Genomic DNA, 19,709 nt, shown 5'->3' on the forward strand with positions numbered 1-19,709 from the left:
ACCCGTCATGCCGGACTTGGTCCGGCATCCACCGTTCAGCGAGCCAATCGGCCGATGCAAGTGCGGCTCGGTGGATGCCGGACCAAGTCCGGCATGACGGGGAGGATTTGATGGCGCTCGTCGAGATCAACCTCGACGGGATCGTCGGGCCCAGCCATAATTACGCCGGCCTCAGCCCCGGCAACCTCGCGGCGACGCGGAATGCCGGCGCGACCTCCCATCCGCGCGCCGCGGCGCTCCAAGGCATCGCCAAGATGCGCGCCAACCTCTCGCTCGGGCTGACGCAGGGCATCCTGCTACCGCACGCGCGGCCGGACCATCGCTGGCTGGACCGGCTCGCCATCAACTATGCGGACGCGGCACCGCACCTCAAGGCGCAGGCGCTGTCGGCCTCGGCGATGTGGGCGGCCAATGCGGCGACCGTCTCGCCCGCGCCCGATGCGGCCGACGGGCGCTGTCATCTGACCGTCGCCAACCTGCTGACGATGCCGCATCGCAGCCACGAATGGCCGGACACGCTGGCGCAGCTCCGGCTCGCCTTCGCCGATCCCGCCTTCGCGGTGCATCCGCCGGTGCCGCCGCCGTTCGGCGACGAGGGGGCGGCCAATCATATGCGGCTCACCCGCAGCCACGGCGAGGCGGGGGTCGAGGTGTTCGTTTATGGCCTATCGGGCGGCCCCTTCCCCGCGCGCCAGCACCGCGAGGCGAGCGAGGCGGTGGCGCGGCGGCACGGAGTCCATGCGCTGTTCGTGCAGCAGAGCGAGGAAGCGATCGCCGCCGGCGCTTTCCACAACGACGTTGTCGCCGTCGCCAACGAGACGGTCCTGTTCGCGCACGAGTTGGCCTTTGCCGACAAGGAACGCTTCTACACAGAACTGCGTGCGCGGTTTCCGGAGGTCGAGATCATCGAGGTGCCAGCGAGCCGGGTGAGCCTGGCCGATGCGATCGCCTCCTATCTGTTCAACGCACAGCTGGTGACGCTGCCCGCAGGCGGCATGGCGCTGATCCTGCCGTCCGAGGTCCGCGAGACACCGAGCGTCTGGGGATGGCTCCAGGAGCTGGTCGCCGGCAACGGGTCGATCCGGCATCTCGAGGTAGTGGACGTCCGCGAATCGATGGCGAACGGTGGCGGACCGGCCTGTCTCCGCCTGCGCGTCGTTGCCGATCCGGCGACGGTCGATCCGCGATTTCTGGTCGACGAGGCGAAGCTCGACCGGATCGCGGCGGTGGTGGAGACGCACTGGCCCGAGGCGATCGCGCATGACCGGATCGGCGATCCGGGGCTGATCCGACAGATCGAGGCGGCGCGGCGCGCGCTGCTGGATGCGTTGGGTCTTGCCGGCGAGCTGGCCTGACGGCGGCGCCGGCTTTCGGCGGGTCCCTCTCCCTTTGGGAGTGGGAGGGTGAGGATGACCTCGCCAGCCGCAGTCATCCTCACCCTCCCGCCGCCTTCGGCGGCTCCTTCCCTCTCCCCATGGGAGAGGGACAGTAGGGGCAGGCTGCAAATCTGTCGGATGAATTGACAGGTAACCATAAGCCTTAACCCGCAATCGCGCATTTCCGCCGCTGGCCCGGAGCTTGCTTAACCATCGGGCATGTGGCGCCGGATCAAGAGCCTGTTCACGATCAAGACCAAGTTCGAGGCGTTCCTGGTGATCTACGGCCTCGGCACCGGCGCGGTGGAGCGCGGCATTCATTACCTCCACCAATATCCGGGCGTCGGCGGGTGGCTGCTGTTCGCCGTCTGCCCGATCGCGGTATTCATGGCAGGCGGGCGCATCCTCGATTCGATCGAACACTCGCGCCGCTGACGGTTTCAAACGCGACGATCGCGCGCTAGGGGTGCCGCATGGCCAATCCTCTCCACCGCTGGTTCGTCGAACATCCCCAGAGTGTCGGCGAGAGTTACATCGAGCATTTCGGCGTCGCCTCCCGCTTCGGGCTGACGATGGTCGCGGGCGGGCTCGCCTGCTTCGTCCATGCCCTGGTGCCGGCATTGTGCACCCGCACCGGCAGCAGCGCGGTCAAGCGGCTCTATTCGGAGATGGTGTCGCGTCAGCCGGGCGCCCGCCGCCCGGCCTATGAAGAGCCGCACTGGCGCCCCGAATACGAAATCTGACCGTATCGCCGCCCAGTGATCGAGCATGTCGTCATCATCGGCGCGGGCTTTTCCGGCTCGCTGCAGGCGATCAACCTGCTGCGCCACGATGGGCCGCGCGCGACGCTGATTGAACGCGGGCCGAGCGCGGGCAAGGGGCTGGCCTATGGCGCCGCCCATCCCAGCCATGTGCTCAACGTGCGCGCCGGCAACATGAGCGCGCTGCCCGACGATCCGCTGCATTTCGTGCGCTGGCTGGCCGGGCGCGGCGTGGCGAATCCGGAGACCGCCTTCATCTCGCGCGTCACCTATGGCGAATATCTGAGCGAGCAACTCGCCGCCGCGCGGGCCGCCGCACCCGACCGGCTCACCATCGTCCAGGGCGACGTCGCCGACCTGCGCCACAACGGCCGCGCGACCGCGGTGATGGCCGACGGCCGGCGGATCGAGGCCCATGCCGCGGTGCTCGCGGTGGGCAACCTCCCGCCGCATCACCCGCCGGGGCTTGATCCCGACGCACTGCCCGGCAGCCGCTACATCGGCGATCCCTGGGACGTGCGCGTCCCGGTCGGGCTCAGCGGGGACGACACGGTGCTGATCGTCGGCACCGGGCTCACCATGATCGACGTCGCACTGCTGCTGGAAGCGAACGGCTTTGAAGGGAAGATCGTCGCCATCTCGCGCCGCGGGCTGCTGCCGCGCCCGCACGAGGGGCCCGACGTGCGCTGGCGCAAGATCGACGAGCGGCCGAAGCTCTGCGCCTCCGTGCTGCTGCGCGAGGTGCGTGCGCGCGGCGCGGCGATCGGCTGGCGCAACGCGGTCGACGAGCTGCGTCCCTTCACCCAGGACATGTGGGCCAATGCCAGCGTCGAGGAGCGCGGGCGGTTCCTGCGGCACCTGAGACCCTGGTGGGACGTCCACCGCCACCGGCTCGCACCCGAGGTCCATGCGCGGCTGCAGGCGATGATCGCGCGAGGGCAGCTCAGCGTCCACGCCGGCAAGCCGAGCGCCTTCGTCGCTACCGAGGGCGGGGTCGACGTGACCTGGCGCCCGCGCGGGCGCGACGGCGAGGAGGTGCTGCACGTCCGCCGCGTCGTCAACGCGATCGGCCCGCAGGGCGACCTCACCCGCACCGGGGAGCCGCTGCTGCGCAAGCTGCTCCAGCGCGGGCTGATCCGGCCCGATGCGGCGAGGCTCGGCATCGACGTCGACGCGACCGCGGCCGCGATCGGCGCGGACGGGCAGCCGAGCGCGTGGCTCCACGCGCTGGGGCCGATGACGCGCGGCGCCTTCTGGGAGATCGTCGCGGTGCCCGATATCCGCACCCAGACCTGGGCGCTGGCGCGGCGCCTGTCCAACGCGCATTGGGTGGGCGGTGAAGGTTTGTGACGTCTTTGGCCGGTTGGGGGTTGCGCTCCGGCAACGACCCCTCTATTTGGCCGCTTCCCACGCGCCCGTAGCTCAGCTGGATAGAGCATCAGACTACGAATCTGAGGGTCGGACGTTCGAATCGTTCCGGGCGCGCCATTTTCTCCAGGGTCGAGCGGGAGGCCGCCCGATGCGCCGTCTCGCTCCCCTGCTTCTCCTTTCCGGCTGCGCCAGCCTGGCCAATCAGGGTCCGTCGCTGCAACCGCGGCCGATCGAGAGCCGCAGCAATGCCGAGTCCGAGGTGGTGCCGGTGCCGATCGAGGCCGATCCGGCGCTCGATGCGCGCATTGCCGAACGGGTCAAGACGGTCGACGCAGCGGCGCAGGCGTTCGCCGCAGCGGAAAGCCGAGCCGGAACACTGGCCAATCGTGCCGCGAAGGCGCCGGCCGGGAGCGATGCCTGGCTCGACGCGCAGACCGCGACCAGCGAGCTCGGCACCGCGCGCGCCGTGACCGAAGCCGCGGTCGCCGATCTGGAGGCGCTGGCGATCGCCCACGCCGAGGGCGGAGCTCCGGCCTATCCTGCGCTCGATGCCGCGCTGGCCAAGGCGAGCGCCGAGGCGGAGCGGGAGAATGAGGTGGTGACGCGGCTCTCGGCGCTGCTGGACCGTTAATCCGCTCCCGCCGTCCGGAAGCTGCGCAGCAGCGGCAGGATCGTCGCATAGTCGTCGGTCCAGGGACGGAAGCCCCTGCGCGGGCGGACCGGCTGCCAGTGGCCGCCCTGCTCCAGCAACCGCGCGAGCGTGGTGCCGTCGCGGGTGAGCGCGATCCAGTCGGAGATGGTGGCCTGCTCGCCCTCCCTCGGATCGGGGTGATAGTCGAGCCGTGCCGCGAACCAATGCCCCCGCGCGCCCGCCGCCGCGACCACCGGCTCCAGGTCGAGGAAACGGTTGGAGATGTGGACGAGCAGCAGCCCCTTCGGGCTCAGCACCCGGCCGTAGGTGGCGAACGCCTCCTCGGTCATCAGGTGCATCGGGATCGCATCCGACGAGAAGGCATCGAGCGCGAGCAGGTCGAGGCTGCCGGGCGGCTGCTCGGCGAGCCGCATCCGCGCATCGCCGATCTCGACCGTCGGATGGGGCAGGCACCGGGCGAGGAAGCGGAAATGATCGCGCGCGATGTCGACGACGACCGGGTCGATCTCGAAGAAGCGCCACGCCTGGCCCGGCTGCGCATAGCAGGCGAGCGTGCCGGTGCCGAGCCCGACCACGCCGATCCGGGCGTTCGGCCCGTAGAGCGTGGGCGCGGCCTGCATCGCCTGGCCGACTCCGGAGCCTGGGATATAGTAGCTGGTCGGCCAGCGCTCGCGCTCGGGCGAACCGGTGAGCTCCACGCCGTGAAGCGTGGTGCCGTGCGCGAGCGTGCGCCACTCGGGATAATCGCGGACGGTATAGACGCCGAAATAGCTGCGCGTGCGCGCGTCGCCCTCCAGCGTGGTCAGGATCGCGCGATAGCCGCCGTAGAGGAAGATCGCGCCGAACAGCACGATGACATAGGGGATGCGCATCCCGATCACGAACAGGCCGAGCGCGGCGAGGATCAGGAAGGCGATGTTCTCGCCCATCCCGCGGAAGACGTGGCCCGGATCGGTCAGGCCGAGCCCCACCAGCACCGCCACGACGACGGCGACCGCCGCAGTCCGGATCAGCACGCCCTGCCGGCCGGCATTCCACAGCCGGCCGAAGACCGGCAGCAGGAACTGCTGCGGCGCGAGCAGGCCCGCGGCGAGGATCAGCAGCGGATACTCGTAGGTCCAGTCGAACAGCACCGGCGCGACCAGCCCGGCGAAGACGCCGCCGAGCGCGCCGCCGAACGCCATGGCGAGGTAGAAGCCGGTGAGCCGGTCCGGCACCGGCCGCAGCGCATACATGCGGCTGTGCAACGCCACCGCCGCCATGAACAGCAGCAGCAGCGCCATCACGGTGTTGAGGTAGGGATATTGCTGCGCGCCCCCGATCATCACGCCGCCGAACATGAGGATGGTGAGCGGCGCGAAGCGGGTGATCACCTCGGCCAGCGCCCGCCGGGTGGCGAAGGCGACGGTGAAACTCAGGAGGTAGAGACCGAGCGGCAGCACCCAGAGCATCGGCACGGCGACGATGTCGGTGGTGATGAAGGTGGAGGTCGCCAGCATGAGGCCGGAGGGCACGAACGCGAGGGCCACCCACATGGCGGTCCGCCGCGCGGTCGGCGACGGGCTGGTGAGGGGATGGTGCACCCCCTCCCCACCGGCGCCGCGCGGGAGCAGCAGCGCGCAGCCCGCGACGAGCACGAACAGCAACGCATAGCCGGCGCTCCAGACCAGGCTCTGCTCGCGCAGGGCCAGCATCGGCTCGACGAGGAGCGGATAGACGATGAGGCCGCCGAAGCTGCCGACGTTGGAGGCGGCATAGAGCGCATAGGGGTCGCGGCCGGGTTCGGCGGACGCGTACCAGCGCTGCATCAGCGGCGCCTGGGCGGAGACGGCGAAGAACAAGGGGCCGATCGAGGCGCCGAGCAGCCACGGCACCCACAATGCCGGCTCGGCATCGGCCGGCATCGCGAAGGCGAACAGACCGATCGGCAGCCACAGTGCCGCCAGCGCGAGCAGGACGAGATGGACGATGGCACCGGTTCGGAGCCCGAGACGCCCCAGCCCGTGCGCATAGGCATAGCCGCCCAGCAGCAGCGCCTGATAGACCAGCATCGCCGAGTTCCACACCGCCGGCGCGCCGCCCAGCCTCGGCAGCGCCATGCGCGCGACCATCGGCTGGACGAGGAACAGCAGGAACGATCCGACCAGGATCGTCGCGACGAACAGCGTACGGGGAGCACGGCCGGCGACGGCGCCCGGGCCGGCAGCGACGCCTTCGCTCATGCGGGGCGCGCTATCGAATAGGTGATGTGGCGCTTGAGCGGGCTATCGTCGGGCACCGTCGGATGATCGAAGTCGCCGTCTGCCACGCGTTGCATCCCCAGTCGCTCCATCAGGCCCCAGCTCCGTTCATTGGCAAGCACCGTGATCGCGACGATATGCGACGCATCGAGGTTCGCCCAGCCCCAGTCGAGGCTCGCCACCGCCGCCTCGCGGGCATAGCCCTGTCCCCAAAAGGCGCGGCCGAAGCGCCAGCCGATCTCGACCATGCCCTCGATCGGCGTGCCCGGCGCCCCCGGCTTCAATCCGCAGAAGCCGAGCAGCGCACCGTCGGCGCGGCGCTCGACCGCCCAGAAGCAATAGCCGTGGCTTTCGAGATAGCCGTTCTGCCGGTCGAGTGCGGCGTCGGTCTCCGCGCGGGTCAGCGGCGGACCGAGGTAGCGCATCACATCCGGATCGCTGCAATGCGCGTGGAACGCCGGCCGGTCGTCATCGCGCCAGCGGCGGAGGATCAGGCGCCCGGTCTCGATCACCGGGCGAGCAGCCGGGCCGCGTGCGGTGCGTGGTAGGTGAGGACGCCCGAGCAGCCGGCGCGCTTGAACGCCATCAGCGTCTCCAGCACCAGCACGTCGCGCTCCCCCGCCGCGGCGGCGACGGCCGCCTCGATCATCGCGTATTCGCCCGAGACCTGATAGGCGAACACCGGCACGCCGAACTCCGACTTCACCCGGACGATGATGTCGAGATACGGCAGGCCCGGCTTCACCATCACGCTGTCGGCGCCCTCGTCGAGATCGAGCGCGACCTCGCGGATCGCCTCCTCGGCGTTGGCGGGGTCCATCTGATAGGTTGTCTTGTCGCCCTTCAGTAGCCCGCGCGAGCCGACCGCGTCGCGGAACGGACCGTAGAAGCCGCTGGCGTATTTGGCGGCGTAGGACATGATCTGGACGTTGACGTATCCCGCCCCTTCCAGCGCCTGGCGGATCAGGCCGACACGGCCATCCATCATGTCCGAGGGGGCGATGATGTCGGCGCCAGCCTCAGCCTGGACCAGCGCCTGGCCGACCAGCACCTCGGCGGTGGCGTCGTTGAGGACGTAGCCCGCCTCGTCGAGCAGCCCGTCGTGACCGTGGCTGGTGTAGGGATCGAGCGCGACGTCGGTCAGCACGCCCACCTCCGGCACCGCATCCTTGAGCGCGCGGATCGCGCGGCACATCAGATTGTCGCGGTTGAACGCCTCCTCGCCCTTCTCCGTGCGCAAATGCGCGGGCGTGTTGGGGAACAGCGCGAGGCAGGGGATGCCGAGATCGCGCGCTTCCTTCGCCCGATCGATCAGTTTGGCGATCGACCAGCGCGAGACGCCGGGCAGGCTGGCGATCGGCTCCTCGTCGGCGCCTTCGGTGACGAACAGCGGCCAGATGAGGTCGGCGGGGGTCAGCACCGTCTCGGCATGGAGGCGGCGGCTCCAGGCGGAGGCGCGGGTACGGCGGAGGCGGAGGGCGGGATAGACGGACATGGCGCTCCACATGAGCCTTCAGCCGGTCGGTTGCAATCGTCCGGCCGGCTCGGTGGCGGCATGGGCGTGTTCCGTCGTCTCCTCGGAGTCGGGCGGCACGGCGAGCACCTGGTTACGCCACTTGCCGTAACGATAATAGGCGACCGCCAGCGCCAGCGACACCGCCGAGCCGATCGGGAAGGCCCACCACAATGCGTCCGTGCCGATCAACGGCTTTGCCCCCAGCGCGACGCCGATCCGCACCGGATAGAGCGCGACGAACAGGATGATGAGCGGCGGGACGGTCACGCCGTTGGCGCGGACGGTCGAGAACAGCACCATCGTCGCGCCGAACAGCACGAAGGTCCAGCTCGCGATGAGCTGGATGTGGCGCGCGATCGGGATCGCCGGGCTGTCGCCGCCGACGAACAGCGCCATCACCGGCCGGTCGAACAGGATGATCGCGGCGATCACCGCGAGCGTGATCGCCGTATTCATGACGATGCCCGATCGGGTGACCGCGCCGACGCGGTCCCAGCGGCCGGCGCCGATGTTCTGCGCCGCCATCGCGCTCACCGCCGCGCCGATCGCCATCGCCGGCATCTGGATATAGGTCCACAGCTGCTGCGAGACGGCATAGGCTGCAGCGGTGTCGACGCCGAGCCGGTTGACGAGGCCGACCATGGTGAGGCCCGCGGTCGACATCACCAGCATCTGCGCGCCGATCGGCAGCCCCTTGGCGACGATGGTGCGGACCAGCGCGCGTTCGGGGATCAGGTAGCGCAGCTCAGCCCCGCGCAGGCGGATCGGCAGGTCGCGGGCATAGACATAGGCAATGAGGCCGAGCGCGGAGACGGCGTTGGCGAGCAGCGTCGCCGTCGCCGATCCGGCGATGCCCATCTCAGGGAACGGGCCGAGGCCCCGGATCAGCACCGGGTTCATCGAGCTGTCGATGGCGACGCTCAGCACCATGAACCACAGCGGGGTGACGGCATCGCCGGTGCCGCGCAGGCCCATCTGGATCAGCACGCCGAGCATCGACAGCGGCAGGCCGAGGAAGATGACGCGGAGATAGTCGCGCGCCAGCGCCTGCGCCTCGCCCGGCGTGGCGAGCAGGTGCAGGATCTCGGGCGTGAGGATCCAGCCGACCGCAGAGATCACGACGGCGCCGCCGACCACCAGTCCAACCGCCGAGCCGAACGCGCGCCGCGCCGCCTCGATGTCGCGGCGGCCGATCGACTGGCCGATCAGGATGGTCGCGGCCATGCCGAAGCCGAACACAGCGCCGAACGTCAGGAACATGATGATGTTGGCGTTGGACGTCGCCGCCAGCGCCCCCTCGCCGAGGAAGCGCCCCACCCAGATCGAGTTGATCGAGCCGTTGAGCGACTGGAGTATGTTCGAGCCGAGCGTCGGCAGCGCGAACATGAGCAACGTGCGGCCGATCGGACCTTGCGTCAGGTCGTGGGTGGGACGCGGCATGTCCTATCCCCTACCCGTCATGCCGGACTTGTTCCGGCATCCACGGAGCCGCGAGGTCTGCGCTCGCAGATGGGTGGTCCCCGGCACAAGGCCGGGGTGACGGTTGGGACGGAGTTTCATCCAAGGCGCGCCAGCGCTGCCGTCAGGCGTTCCGCTTCCGCCGCCTTCTCGGCGTGATCGGCGCGAGCCCTCTCCACCGCCTCGGGCTTGGCGCGCTCGACGAAGCTCGGATTGCCGAGGCGTCCGGCGAGACCATCGCGCTCCTTCTCCGCCGCAGCGATCGCCTTGGCGAGGCGGGCGCGCTCGGCGTCGAGGTCGATCACGCCCTGGAGCGGGATCACGAAGGTCGCCTCATCCACCACGATCTGAAGCGCACCGCCGGCCGGCAGGTCCCCCTCCGCCTGATCGACCCGCGCCAGGCGGGCGATGGCGGCTGCCTGGTTCGCCAGGCGCGCCTCCGTCGCCGGAGCGGCGTCGCGGACGTGCAGCGGCAGCCGGGCGCCCGGCGGCACGTTGAGCTCCGTGCGGGCGGCCCGGATTTCGCCGACGAGGCGGATCAGCCAGTCGATCTCCCTGCCCGCCTCGGGATCGAGCGCGCGGGCATCCGCCATCGGCCATTTCGCGACGATCAGCTCATAACCGCGCTCGCCCATCTTGGACCACAGCTCCTCGGTGATGAAGGGCATGAACGGGTGGAGCAGCACCAGGATCTGGTCGAGCACCCAGCCGGCGACCGCGCACGTCTCCGCGGCGGGACCTTGAGCGCCCAGCGCTTCGCGCATCTCGTCGCCGGAGAAGCTGCCCGGCTCGCCGCCCTGGAGCACCGGCTTGATCAGCTCCAAGTACCAGTCGCAGAAGCGGCTCCACACGAAATGATAGATCGCGTCCGCCGCGCCGTCGAAGCGCAGGTCGGCGAGCGCGAGGTCGACCGCCTGCACCGTCTGGATCGTCTCGCCGATGATCCAGCGATTGACGGCGAGGCTCGCCGCCGGCGGCTCCAGATGCTGCGAGGCGCCGATGCCGTTCGCCTGGCAGAAGCGCGCGGCGTTCCACAGCTTGGTCGCGAAGTTGCGATAGCCCTCGACGCGGCGCTCATCCATCTTGATGTCGCGGCCCTGGCTCTCCATCGCCGCCATGAAGAAGCGCAGCGCGTCGGCGCCGTATCGGTCGATCAGGCCGAGCGGATCGACGGTGTTGCCCTTGGACTTGGACATCTTGGCGCCGTCGGCGGCGCGGACCAGGCCGTGCAGGTAAAGCGTGCGGAACGGCACGTCGCCCATGAAGTGCAGCCCCTGCATAATCATCCGCGCATCCCAGAAGAACAGGATGTCGAAGCCGGAGATGAGCACGTCGTTAGGGTAGCGGCCGTGGAGCTTCGGGTCCGCATCCTCCGGCCAGCCCATCGTCGCGAACGGCCACAACGCGGAGGAGAACCAGGTGTCGAGCACGTCAGCGTCACGGCTTATCACAACCACGGACTTGCCGCTGTCCTGCCGTGCCGGATGCGCACCCTCTTCCATTTGGCTGATAACCACCTGGAATTCATCGCCGTAATAGTGCTCAGCTTGTTCGATGGCCTCTGCCTCGGTCTCGGCGACGAAAATTGCTTGATCGGGAATGGCACCGTTGAATATCTCGCTGCCGATTTCGCGATATGATTTGGTCGAATTCTGCTCCAACCACTCTTTCGAGATGCCAAACCACGCCGGAATCCGGTGCCCCCACCACAGCTGTCGCGACACGCACCAGGGCTGGATGTTCTCCATCCAGTTGAAGAAGGTTTTCTCCCACGTCTTCGGCACGATCTCGATCGCGCCCGAGCGCACCGCTTCGATCGCCGGCTTGGCCAGCGTCGCGGCGTCGACGTACCATTGGTCGGTGAGCCACGGCTCGATCACCACGCCCGAGCGGTCGCCGTAGGGCGTCTGGATCACGCGGTCCTCGACCCGTTCGAGCGCGCCCTCGCCCTCCAGCAGCTTGACGATGCGGTCGCGCGCCTCGAAGCGGTCGAGACCGACCAGGTCCGCCGGGATCAGCCCGTCGGCGGTCTGGGCGACCTGGCCCTTGGCGTCGAGCATGTTGAGCATGTCGCGCGGCTCGATGCCGGCGCGCTTGCCGACCTCGAAGTCGTTGAAGTCGTGCCCCGGCGTGATCTTGACCGCGCCCGAGCCGAGCTCCGGGTCGGCGTGCTCGTCGGCGACGATCGGGACGAGGCGGCCGGTGATCGGCAGGCGCACCTTTTTCCCCACCAGCGCCTTGTAGCGTTCGTCCTCGGGGTTCACCGCCACCGCCATGTCGGCGAGCATCGTTTCCGGCCGCGTGGTCGCGACCGAGATGAAGCCGCTGCCGTCTTCCAGCGGGTACTTGAGATGCCAGAAGCTGCCCTGCTTCTCCACCGTCTCGACCTCGAGATCGCTGATCGCGGTGCCGAGGCCGGGGTCCCAGTTCACCAGCCTCTTGTCGCGGTAGAGCAGGCCCTGGCGGTAGAGGTCGACGAACACCTTGAGGACCGCCTTCGAGAAGCCCTCATCCATGGTGAAGCGCTCGTTGGCCCAGTCCATCGAGCAGCCAAGGCGGCGGAGCTGGCGGGTGATCTGGCCGCCCGACTGCTCCTTCCACTCCCGCACCTTGGCGACGAACTCCTCGCGGGTGAAGTCGGTGCGCCGCTGCTGACGGAGCGCCATCTCGCGCTCGACCACCATCTGCGTGGCGATGCCGGCATGGTCGGTGCCGACCACCCACAGCGCGTCCTTGCCGTTGAGGCGCGCGTGGCGGACGAGGATGTCCTGCAGCGTGTTGTCGAGCGCATGGCCGATGTGGAGGCTGCCGGTGACGTTGGGCGGCGGGTTGACGATCGTCCAGGGCTCGGCGCCGGGGCGTTCCGGGCGGAACAGCCCGTTGCTCTCCCAATGCTGGTACCAGCGGGATTCGATCTCGACGGGGTCGAAGGTCTTCGGCAGCTCGGTCATGCCGGCGTCCATAGCCGCCCCGCGCGTCGATACAACCGGGCGGCGCTCAATAGCCGCGGTCGAGGTCGACGACGTTGCGCATCGGCCGGCCGGCGAGGAAGGCGTCGAGGTTGTCGAGGAACAGCTCGGCGGCGCGGACGAACATCCTGGTCTGGCTGCGGCCGGCGAGATGCATGGTCAGGATCACGTTGGGCGCGGACCACAAAGGGTGGTGCGACGGCAGCGGCTCGGGCGTGACCGTATCGAGGAAGGCGCCGGCGATGCGGCGCTTCTCCAGCGCCTCGATCAGCGCGTCCTGGTCGACCATGTCGCCGCGGGCGATGTTGATCAGCCAGGCGGAGGGCTTCATCGCGCGGAGATCGTCGGTGCCGAGCAGCGCCTGGGTCTCGTCCGTCGAAGGCGCGGCGAGGATCACCCAGTCGAACTCGCCGAGGCGCGGCTTCCACTGATCGGGGGTGAGGGTGCCGTCACGGCCCGAGCGGGTGACGCCGGTGATGCCGACGCCGAATGCGGCGAGCCGCTCGCCGATCAGCCGGCCGATCGCGCCATAGCCGACGATCAGCGCGGCGGTCTCGTGGAGCTCGGCCTTGCCGGGTGCGTCGGTCGACCATTCGCGCCGGTCGGCCATGCGCACCACCTCGTCGAAGCGCTTGGCGGCGGCGAGCACGCCCATCACGGCATATTCGGCCACCGCGACCGCGTTGATGCCGACGCCGTTGGTGAGGATGGTGCCGTCCGCGTCGAGCCTGGCGAGATCGAACGGGTCGACGCCGGCGTAGAGGGTGTTGACCCATTTGAGCCGGCGGCCGGCCGCGATCGCCTCGGCGGTATGGACGGAGCGCTGCATGTCGACCCAGGCGATGTCGGCGTCGGCGATCATCGTGCGCGCATCGTCGCGGGTGACGAACCAGGCGACATCGAGACCGGCCGGCAGGCGCGGCTCGAGCAGCGGACGGGCGAGCGCGGGGAGGACGGCTTTCATGTCGGTGGCCTACCAAATCCTCCCCGGCACGGGGAGGGGCTTAGAAGCTCAGCTTCCAGTCCCACTCCAGCGGGTCGCCGTCCATCACCTCGACACCTGCCGCCGCCAGCTCATCACGAATCGCATCAGACCGGGCGAAGTCCTTGGCAGCACGCGCTTCCTTGCGCTCGGCGAGCCGGACCTCGATCGTCGCCTCGTCGATCACGGCATTGACGGGACGCACGCGCAGCTCGGTGCGGTGAAGGGTGGCGAGCCTGAGGCCGAGCACGCGGTCGATCTTGCGCACGGCGGTGAAGCGATCGCCGGCATGACCCTTGCCGGCCACCACGCTCTCGAGCAGCACCAGCGCGCGAGCGGTGTTGAGATCGTCGCTCATCGCTTCCTCGACCTCGCGCACCTCGGCGACATCCAGCGATCCGCGCGGCTCGGCATCGAACCGCGCTGCCAGCCTCTCGGTCCCCTGCACCAGCCGCTTCAGCCGCGTCAGCGCCGCGAACAGATTGTGCCAGGTGAACTCCAGTTCGCTGCGATAATGCGCCTGGAGGCACATCAGGCGATAGGCGAGCGGATGCACGCCCGCATCGACGAGCGTCTGCAAGGTCAGGAAGCCGCCCGCCGACTTCGACATCTTGCCGCCGCGGTCCACGAGGAAATTGTTGTGCATCCAGATGTTTGCACCAGGATGCGGGCACACGCAATGAGCCTGGTTCTGCGCGATCTCGTTGGGGTGGTGGATCTCGCGGTGGTCGATGCCGCCGGTGTGGATGTCGAACGGGTGGCCGAGATGCTTGAGGCTCATCACCGAGCATTCGAGGTGCCAGCCCGGCGCGCCCCGTCCCCACGGAGAATCCCATTCCATCTGGCGGCGCTCGTCCGGCGCCGAGGTGCGCCAGATCGCGAAGTCCTGCGGATGGCGCTTGCCTTCGACCGGATCGATGCGGCTTTCGCCCTCGTCGGCGCCGGCGCGGGCGAGGCTACCATAGTCAGGTACGGTAGTGACATCGAAATAGAGACCGGATTCAATCTGATAGCAGCTCTTCTCGATCTTTCGTGCGAAGTCGATCATCTCCGGGATGTGATCGGTCGCGACCGACCACAGCATCGGCGGGGTGATGTTGAGCCGGGCGATATCGCGCTTGAACGCCTCGGTATAATGCGCGGCGATCTCCCAGATCGACTTGGCCTGGGCGGCGGCCGCCTTCTCCATCTTGTCCTCGCCGGCGTCGGCATCGGAGGTCAGGTGGCCGACGTCGGTGATGTTGATGACGTGGCGGAGGTCATAGCCTTTCCAGCGCAGCGTGCGGCCGAGCGTGTCGGCGAAGATGTACGCGCGCATGTTGCCGATGTGCTGGTAGTTGTAGACCGTGGGCCCGCACGAATAGACGCGCGCCTCGCCGGGGCGGATCGGGCGGAACTCTTCGAGCGAGCGGGTGAGGCTGTTGTAGAGCCTGAGCGGTGCGCCGGTCATGGGGGCGCCTTAGCGCGGCTTCGCAGCCTGAGGCTAGAGCGCGATTCCCTCGGCGCTTTCCTCCTCTTCGATCGCGGCGCGGACCATCGCGCTCCACACTTCGGCGGCGTCGCCGCGCGCGGCATTGCCGGCGGCGACCATCGTGCGGGTCGGCTCGCGCAGGGTGCGCAGGATCGCGCGGGCGCGGTCGACCTCCAGCCGCCAGGCGTCGTCCACCGCGTCGGACACCGGCCGCTCCGAGCCCTGCGGCCCCTCGGCATTGGGGCTGAGCGCCGCGGCGGCGATCACGCGGGCGATGCGCACGGCGGGCGGCGTCTCGGCGATATCGGTCATCGTCACTCTCCTCCCGGCGCCGAACGCGCCGGCGCCCGCGCCGTTCCGGCTCAGCCGCGGCGGCGCCAGCGGCCGAGCAGCGAGCGCTCGCGCAGGATCGCGTGCGCGGCATTGTGCCCCGGCCCGCCGGTGACGCCGCCGCCGGGATGCGTGCCGGCGCCGCACATCCACAGGCCCGGAATGGGCGCGCGGTAGCTGCCGTGGCCCAGCACCGGCCGCGCCGCCCACAGCTGGTCGAGCGACATGCGGCCATGGAAGATGTCCCCGCCGGCGAGGCCGAACTTCCGCTCCAGATCGAGCGGCGAATGGATCTGGCGGGCGATCACCGATGCCTTGAAGCCGGGAGCGTAGCCTTCCACCACATCGAGGATCGCATCGGCCGCCGCCTCGCGTTCGTCGTCCCAGCTCCGGCCGTCGGGGAGCGACGGCGAGAAGCCCTGGCAGAACAGGCTCGCGACATGCGCGCCGGGGGGCGCGAGGCCGTCGTCGAGCGTCGAGGGGATCAGCATCTCCACCACCGGACGACGCGTCCAGCCCCCGGCCCGCGCCCCCTCGAAAGCGGCGTCCATATAGTCGAGCGAGGGTGCGAGGATGATGCCGGCGCCGAGATGGGGCCCGGGCTGCGGCCGGGCGGTGAAGCGCGGCAGCCCGGAGAGCGCGACGTTCATGCGGAAGCTGCCCGAGCCCACCTGATAGGCGGCGATGCGGGCGCGGAAGTCGGCGGGCAGGTCGACGGGATCGACGAGCGTCTCGTAGAGCGGCTTCGGCCCGATATTGGCGACCACGACCGGCGCCGCGATCAGCTCGCCGCTCGCGAGCTGCACGCCGGCCGCCCTGCCCCGTTCGGTCATCACGCGCGCGACCGGCGCCTCGGTGCGGATGGCAACGCCCGCGTCCCGGCACGCCGCCGCCATCGCCTGAGTGATCGCGCCCATGCCGCCGATCGCATGGCCCCAGGCGCCCTTCTCCCCATTCACCTCCCCGAAGACGTGGTGGAGCAGCACATAGGCCGAACCGGGCGTGCTCGGTCCGGCATGGTTGCCGACCACCGAATCGAAGCCGAACACCGCCTTCACCGGATCGCTCTCGAACCAACGATCGAGGAATTCGCGCGCGCTTCGCGTGAAGAGCTCGAGGAGGTCCCGCCGGCCCGCGAGGTCGAGCCGCCCGAGCCGCCGCCCCTGCCGCGCCGCATCGAGCAGCGTCGCGAGCCCTTCGCCGGCATTGGGCGGGATGCGCAGCGCGAGGTCGCGCAGCACGTCGGCAATCCGGTCGAGCGCTGCCTGATAGGCCGGCAGCGCCTCGGCATCGGCGGTGGAGAATTTCGCCACTTCCGCCCGAGTCGACATCATGCCGCCGCCCATCGCCAGCGACCGTCCGTCCGGCAACGGCAGGAAATTGGCGAGGGGGCGCAGGACCACGCGATAGCCGTGATCGTGGAGCCGCATGTCGCGGATCACCCGGGGCTGGAGCAGGCTGACGGTGTAGCTCGCGGCCGAATTGCGGAAACCGGGCGCGAACTCCTCGGTCACCGCGGCGCCGCCGACGACGGCGCGCGCCTCCAGCACGCAGACCTTCAGCCCCGCGCGCGCGAGGTAGAAGGCGCAGACCAGCCCGTTGTGCCCGCCGCCGATGACGATCGCGTCGTAGCGCCGCGTCATCGATGGTCCCGGTTCACGCCGGCGTCAGCTCGACCAGCCCTTCGCGCTCCAGCTCCTCCAGCACCGCCACCACGTCGGGACGCGCCGCATCCGGCGCCACCTCGAACTCCTCGCTCAGCGTCTCGCACAGGCTGCTGACGCTCCTCGGCATCTCGATCAGCGCCCAAATGCGCGTCGCCGTGGGATTGAAGCCGTAGCAATAGCCCTTCTCGACGTGCAGCCCCAGCAGCTCGCCGTCGACCTCCGCCTCGATCAGCCCCGCGCGCCGCGCCGCGATCATCTCGTTCATGGCCCGCTCCTCGCCGGTTGCGGCGGGGATCATCTCGCGGCGGCGCGGGGCGGGTCAATCCGTTGCGTCCGGGCAAGCGCGGGAGTTGCATCCGAGTTCGAGCTTTCCAGCGCGTCGCGGTCCGCCTCGCCTTCCCGGGCCGATAGCCGTATCGCGCCGATCCGCACGAGCAGGATGATCGTCACCGGCCAGAACAGCGTGGCGGCGATGTCCTTCAGCGTCTCCGACGGCATCCAGGAGCCGACACTGAGCCGATCCATGACCTCGTTGGCGCCTTCCAGCAGCATCAGCGGGACCAGCGCGCGCCAATCCGTCAGCGGCCGGCGCGTCACGATCAGCGTGACGAGCCAGATCGCCAGCCCGATGTAGGTATGGGCGAACTTGTCGCTGCCACCGCAGAGCTCGGTGATATGCGCGATGATCCGAGCGTACGCGTTTACCAGTTCCATGCGCCTCCCCCTGCCCGCCTCGGGCGCGGAAAGCCAGCCCGAGGCGACAAACCGTGCCCGTCGCGGAGCCGTTTCCTCGCGGAAAATGGAGGCCCGAGCCGGAGTGCTCTAATTAGGCAAATACAAGCACTTAGGTTGTCTAACTCACCCGAAAACAGTTACGGAAATCTGCGGCGCCCCGCCACATATGTCTAACCTGCTTTCCGCGCGCTTCGCCGTTTATAGGGGTCGATCAGCGGAAGGAGACTCTTTCGCAGGCGCATCCTTGTTTTGCTCATATTCGTCCTCAGATGCTGGTGATGTACTGCTCGATTAAGTCCATTGCCGGATCTCCGTCGGTAAGGATCGTCTGGAGGATTGAGCGATGGCCGATCGGACTGTCAGCTCGCCACCGACGCTTGAGGTACTCGCCGTAGTTGGGCGGTCGCGCGACGAACTGGAGGGCCCTGTGGAATCGAAGCAGGCGCCTAACGCGCGGCCAGGGAACGTCGTGACGTTCATGCACGCGCCATGCGCCGAGCCATCCAGCAGGGACACCTAGCAGCAGTTCGAATTCACTATCCTCCAGATGCCATGCTGCCTGCAGCAAATCGATACATGTCTCTAACATTGGCTCCACAGGTAACTCCATCCATTTCCCGATGTTGAAGAGAGTGCGGGTACCATAGTCAACGGTATCTGCGAGCAGGCAATGGATAAATAAATATCGGTTTTTTATCCTTTGGGAATAAGCCTTCGCGAGATAAATTATCCTCAGTTAGATGGTGCTGAGGTTAAATTGATATGATCGAGATTCTGAATATTCCACCGCGTGAAATCAAGGGCACGAATGCCAACGGCAATTATCACTTCTTCGAGCAGGTGGCTGTCCTCCGCAGCGTCGATCGTGACGGCGTCGAGGAGGTTACCAAGTTCAAGGTGATCTCGAATCCCGGTGAGACGTACGAGCCTGGTGCGGGCTACGCGATCGATGCGTCGGCCGCCTACGTGATGCGCGACGAAAAGGGGCGCGAGGTGCTGCGGCTGCGGCGCAACGTGAAGCTCGTTCGTGTGGGCGCTGCCACGCAGCGCACGTCTCTCAAGGCCGCGTAGTTCCTGGGCCGGTTCGAACAAGCCGGCCTCTCGTCGCCCGCTCAGGGTTGCCCCCCTGTTCCTATGAACTGAAGCCCTGAGCGGGCTTGTCCTTCCGCGAGGCGGGTTCGGGCTATGTACCAGTTTTTCTGCAAGGTCGCTGACACCCCTTGTCCGCTTAATCAGCAGGCGTCGATCAATGACGTCGTTTTCGCTGTTAATCCTGAGAATATCACGCTCGCGTTCGCGTGCGGCTTTATGCTTGTGATGCTTCCCGGGATGATCGCTTTCGCCGCCAGCACTCTGCTCGGCATGATCGATGGGCATCGCCGCTAATGCAGATCTCCGCTTCTAATCCGGGCGTTGGCGACGTGTTCGGCCAGGTAGTCGTGCAGATCGGCGTCGGACCGTTCCTGATCGGACTGGTGGCCGTCTGCGCGGTGCTGGCGTACAACATATTCGCCGCTCGCGCCGCGACGACGCTGCTCCACAGGATCCAGGCTGGAGCTGAGCCGGTGACCGCATCGCGCTCTGGTCGGATGTTCTACCTCGATGCGCGCGGGCGCCGCGTTTATCGGCCCGACCTCTCCGATACTGAGGCTGTAAAGGCCTGGTACGCGAAGATCGCGGACAATCGCGAAGCGTACGCTGAACACCGCTCGGGCAGCGCTTCCCGGGATCACCACGCGCCTGGCCGCGACGAGCGCCGTCGCAATCGAGAAGCCTACGAGGCGCGACGCAACGCGTCTTATCGTGAGGCTTTCCCTGACACCTACAGCGACGTCCATCGGGATCACGATGACTGAGCTTCAACGAATTTTCGGGCGTGGGGCCCGGGAAGGCAGCCGGCGCCGGGCCGGTGTGAACTGGAGGTATTGAGATGGAGCCGTCCGCGCTGACCACTCTTTTCTCGAACATCTCGGGTGCTGTCTCCAGCGCCGAGTTCCTCGTCGGTCTGGGCGCCGTGTGCGCCGTGATCGCAGTGATCAAGTTCAGCAACCGCGCCTCGGGCACGCTGCTCAACAAGATCGGCCGGGGCTAACCCGGTGGGGGCGGGGCAACCCGCCCCCCTTTTCTCTCGAACAACTTAGGCAGGTTTGATGCTGTGGGATTTCGGAGTTTTCTTGGGCG

Annotated in this window: 20 protein-coding genes and 1 tRNA gene; 10 read left to right on the forward strand and 11 right to left on the reverse strand. The window is 68.4% G+C overall.

Annotation, left to right across the window (positions count from 1 at the left end; genetic code table 11):
• Positions 1-110 precede the first annotated feature (110 nt).
• The 6 genes from ACMGER_RS11455 (at position 111) to ACMGER_RS11480 (ending at position 4,139) form a co-directional block, all read left to right on the forward strand.
• Entirely contained in the window at positions 111-1,355 is a 1,245-nt protein-coding gene (locus tag ACMGER_RS11455; protein WP_436812270.1) for an N-succinylarginine dihydrolase, read from the forward strand.
• A gap of 240 nt (positions 1,356-1,595) precedes the next feature.
• The gene (locus ACMGER_RS11460) at positions 1,596-1,811 is read left to right on the forward strand and encodes a hypothetical protein (RefSeq protein WP_436812271.1); all 216 of its coding nucleotides are present in this window, start codon (positions 1,596-1,598) and stop codon (positions 1,809-1,811) included.
• A gap of 38 nt (positions 1,812-1,849) precedes the next feature.
• Positions 1,850-2,119 carry a DUF6356 family protein gene (locus tag ACMGER_RS11465; protein ID WP_436812272.1) on the forward strand — a complete coding sequence of 90 codons (270 nt, stop codon included), beginning with the start codon at positions 1,850-1,852 and terminating at the stop codon, positions 2,117-2,119.
• Positions 2,120-2,134: 15 nt separating this feature from the next.
• The gene (locus ACMGER_RS11470) at positions 2,135-3,487 is read left to right on the forward strand and encodes an FAD/NAD(P)-binding protein (protein WP_436812273.1); all 1,353 of its coding nucleotides are present in this window, start codon (positions 2,135-2,137) and stop codon (positions 3,485-3,487) included.
• 61 nt (positions 3,488-3,548) lie between these two features.
• Positions 3,549-3,625: transfer RNA gene (locus tag ACMGER_RS11475), tRNA-Arg, on the forward strand.
• 31 nt (positions 3,626-3,656) lie between these two features.
• Entirely contained in the window at positions 3,657-4,139 is a 483-nt protein-coding gene (locus ACMGER_RS11480; protein WP_436812274.1) for a hypothetical protein, read from the forward strand.
• Here ACMGER_RS11480 and ACMGER_RS11485 read toward each other — a convergent pair.
• The 11 genes from ACMGER_RS11485 to ACMGER_RS11535 form a co-directional block, all read right to left on the reverse strand.
• Positions 4,136-6,382: a spermidine synthase gene (locus ACMGER_RS11485; protein WP_436812275.1), complete on the reverse strand. Its 2,247-nt coding sequence runs from the start codon at positions 6,380-6,382 to the stop codon at positions 4,136-4,138. The genes ACMGER_RS11480 and ACMGER_RS11485 overlap by 4 nt on opposite strands.
• Positions 6,379-6,912, reverse strand: a complete 534-nt coding sequence (locus ACMGER_RS11490) for a GNAT family N-acetyltransferase (protein ID WP_436812276.1) — start codon at positions 6,910-6,912, stop codon at positions 6,379-6,381. Before ACMGER_RS11490 ends, ACMGER_RS11485 begins: the two co-directional genes overlap by 4 nt.
• The gene (gene hemB / locus ACMGER_RS11495; RefSeq protein ID WP_436812277.1) at positions 6,909-7,895 is read right to left on the reverse strand and encodes a porphobilinogen synthase; all 987 of its coding nucleotides are present in this window, start codon (positions 7,893-7,895) and stop codon (positions 6,909-6,911) included. Before hemB ends, ACMGER_RS11490 begins: the two co-directional genes overlap by 4 nt.
• Before the next feature lie 18 nt (positions 7,896-7,913).
• Positions 7,914-9,356: an MATE family efflux transporter gene (locus ACMGER_RS11500; RefSeq protein WP_436812278.1), complete on the reverse strand. Its 1,443-nt coding sequence runs from the start codon at positions 9,354-9,356 to the stop codon at positions 7,914-7,916.
• Positions 9,357-9,472: 116 nt separating this feature from the next.
• The gene (locus ACMGER_RS11505; RefSeq protein WP_436812279.1) at positions 9,473-12,325 is read right to left on the reverse strand and encodes a valine--tRNA ligase; all 2,853 of its coding nucleotides are present in this window, start codon (positions 12,323-12,325) and stop codon (positions 9,473-9,475) included.
• 46 nt (positions 12,326-12,371) lie between these two features.
• Positions 12,372-13,307: a D-2-hydroxyacid dehydrogenase gene (locus ACMGER_RS11510; protein ID WP_436812280.1), complete on the reverse strand. Its 936-nt coding sequence runs from the start codon at positions 13,305-13,307 to the stop codon at positions 12,372-12,374.
• A gap of 40 nt (positions 13,308-13,347) precedes the next feature.
• A complete protein-coding gene (gene cysS, locus ACMGER_RS11515) occupies positions 13,348-14,775 on the reverse strand; it encodes a cysteine--tRNA ligase (RefSeq protein WP_436812281.1) in 1,428 nt (475 codons plus the stop codon).
• Positions 14,776-14,808: 33 nt separating this feature from the next.
• Complete coding sequence (locus tag ACMGER_RS11520; protein ID WP_233786398.1) at positions 14,809-15,108, reverse strand: hypothetical protein; 300 nt, start codon at positions 15,106-15,108, stop codon at positions 14,809-14,811.
• 50 nt (positions 15,109-15,158) lie between these two features.
• The gene (locus tag ACMGER_RS11525; RefSeq protein WP_436812282.1) at positions 15,159-16,769 is read right to left on the reverse strand and encodes a phytoene desaturase family protein; all 1,611 of its coding nucleotides are present in this window, start codon (positions 16,767-16,769) and stop codon (positions 15,159-15,161) included.
• Between the two features lie 13 nt (positions 16,770-16,782).
• The gene (locus tag ACMGER_RS11530) at positions 16,783-17,058 is read right to left on the reverse strand and encodes a PqqD family protein (protein ID WP_436812283.1); all 276 of its coding nucleotides are present in this window, start codon (positions 17,056-17,058) and stop codon (positions 16,783-16,785) included.
• A gap of 29 nt (positions 17,059-17,087) precedes the next feature.
• The gene (locus ACMGER_RS11535) at positions 17,088-17,507 is read right to left on the reverse strand and encodes a hypothetical protein (protein ID WP_436812284.1); all 420 of its coding nucleotides are present in this window, start codon (positions 17,505-17,507) and stop codon (positions 17,088-17,090) included.
• A 783-nt stretch (positions 17,508-18,290) separates the two neighbouring features.
• Between ACMGER_RS11535 and ACMGER_RS11540 the strand changes: the two genes are divergently transcribed.
• The 4 genes from ACMGER_RS11540 to ACMGER_RS11555 all read left to right on the forward strand — a co-directional run bounded on the left by ACMGER_RS11540 (position 18,291) and on the right by ACMGER_RS11555 (position 19,620).
• Entirely contained in the window at positions 18,291-18,599 is a 309-nt protein-coding gene (locus ACMGER_RS11540) for a hypothetical protein (RefSeq protein ID WP_436812285.1), read from the forward strand.
• Between the two features lie 114 nt (positions 18,600-18,713).
• Entirely contained in the window at positions 18,714-18,914 is a 201-nt protein-coding gene (locus ACMGER_RS11545; RefSeq protein ID WP_436812286.1) for a hypothetical protein, read from the forward strand.
• A complete protein-coding gene (locus tag ACMGER_RS11550) occupies positions 18,914-19,384 on the forward strand; it encodes a hypothetical protein (protein WP_436812287.1) in 471 nt (156 codons plus the stop codon). Before ACMGER_RS11545 ends, ACMGER_RS11550 begins: the two co-directional genes overlap by 1 nt.
• Positions 19,385-19,458: 74 nt before the next feature.
• Positions 19,459-19,620: a hypothetical protein gene (locus tag ACMGER_RS11555; protein ID WP_436812288.1), complete on the forward strand. Its 162-nt coding sequence runs from the start codon at positions 19,459-19,461 to the stop codon at positions 19,618-19,620.
• Positions 19,621-19,709: the final 89 nt, after the last annotated feature.

Source organism: Sphingomonas astragali, from assembly GCF_051400615.1.
Taxonomy (GTDB): domain Bacteria; phylum Pseudomonadota; class Alphaproteobacteria; order Sphingomonadales; family Sphingomonadaceae; genus Sphingomonas.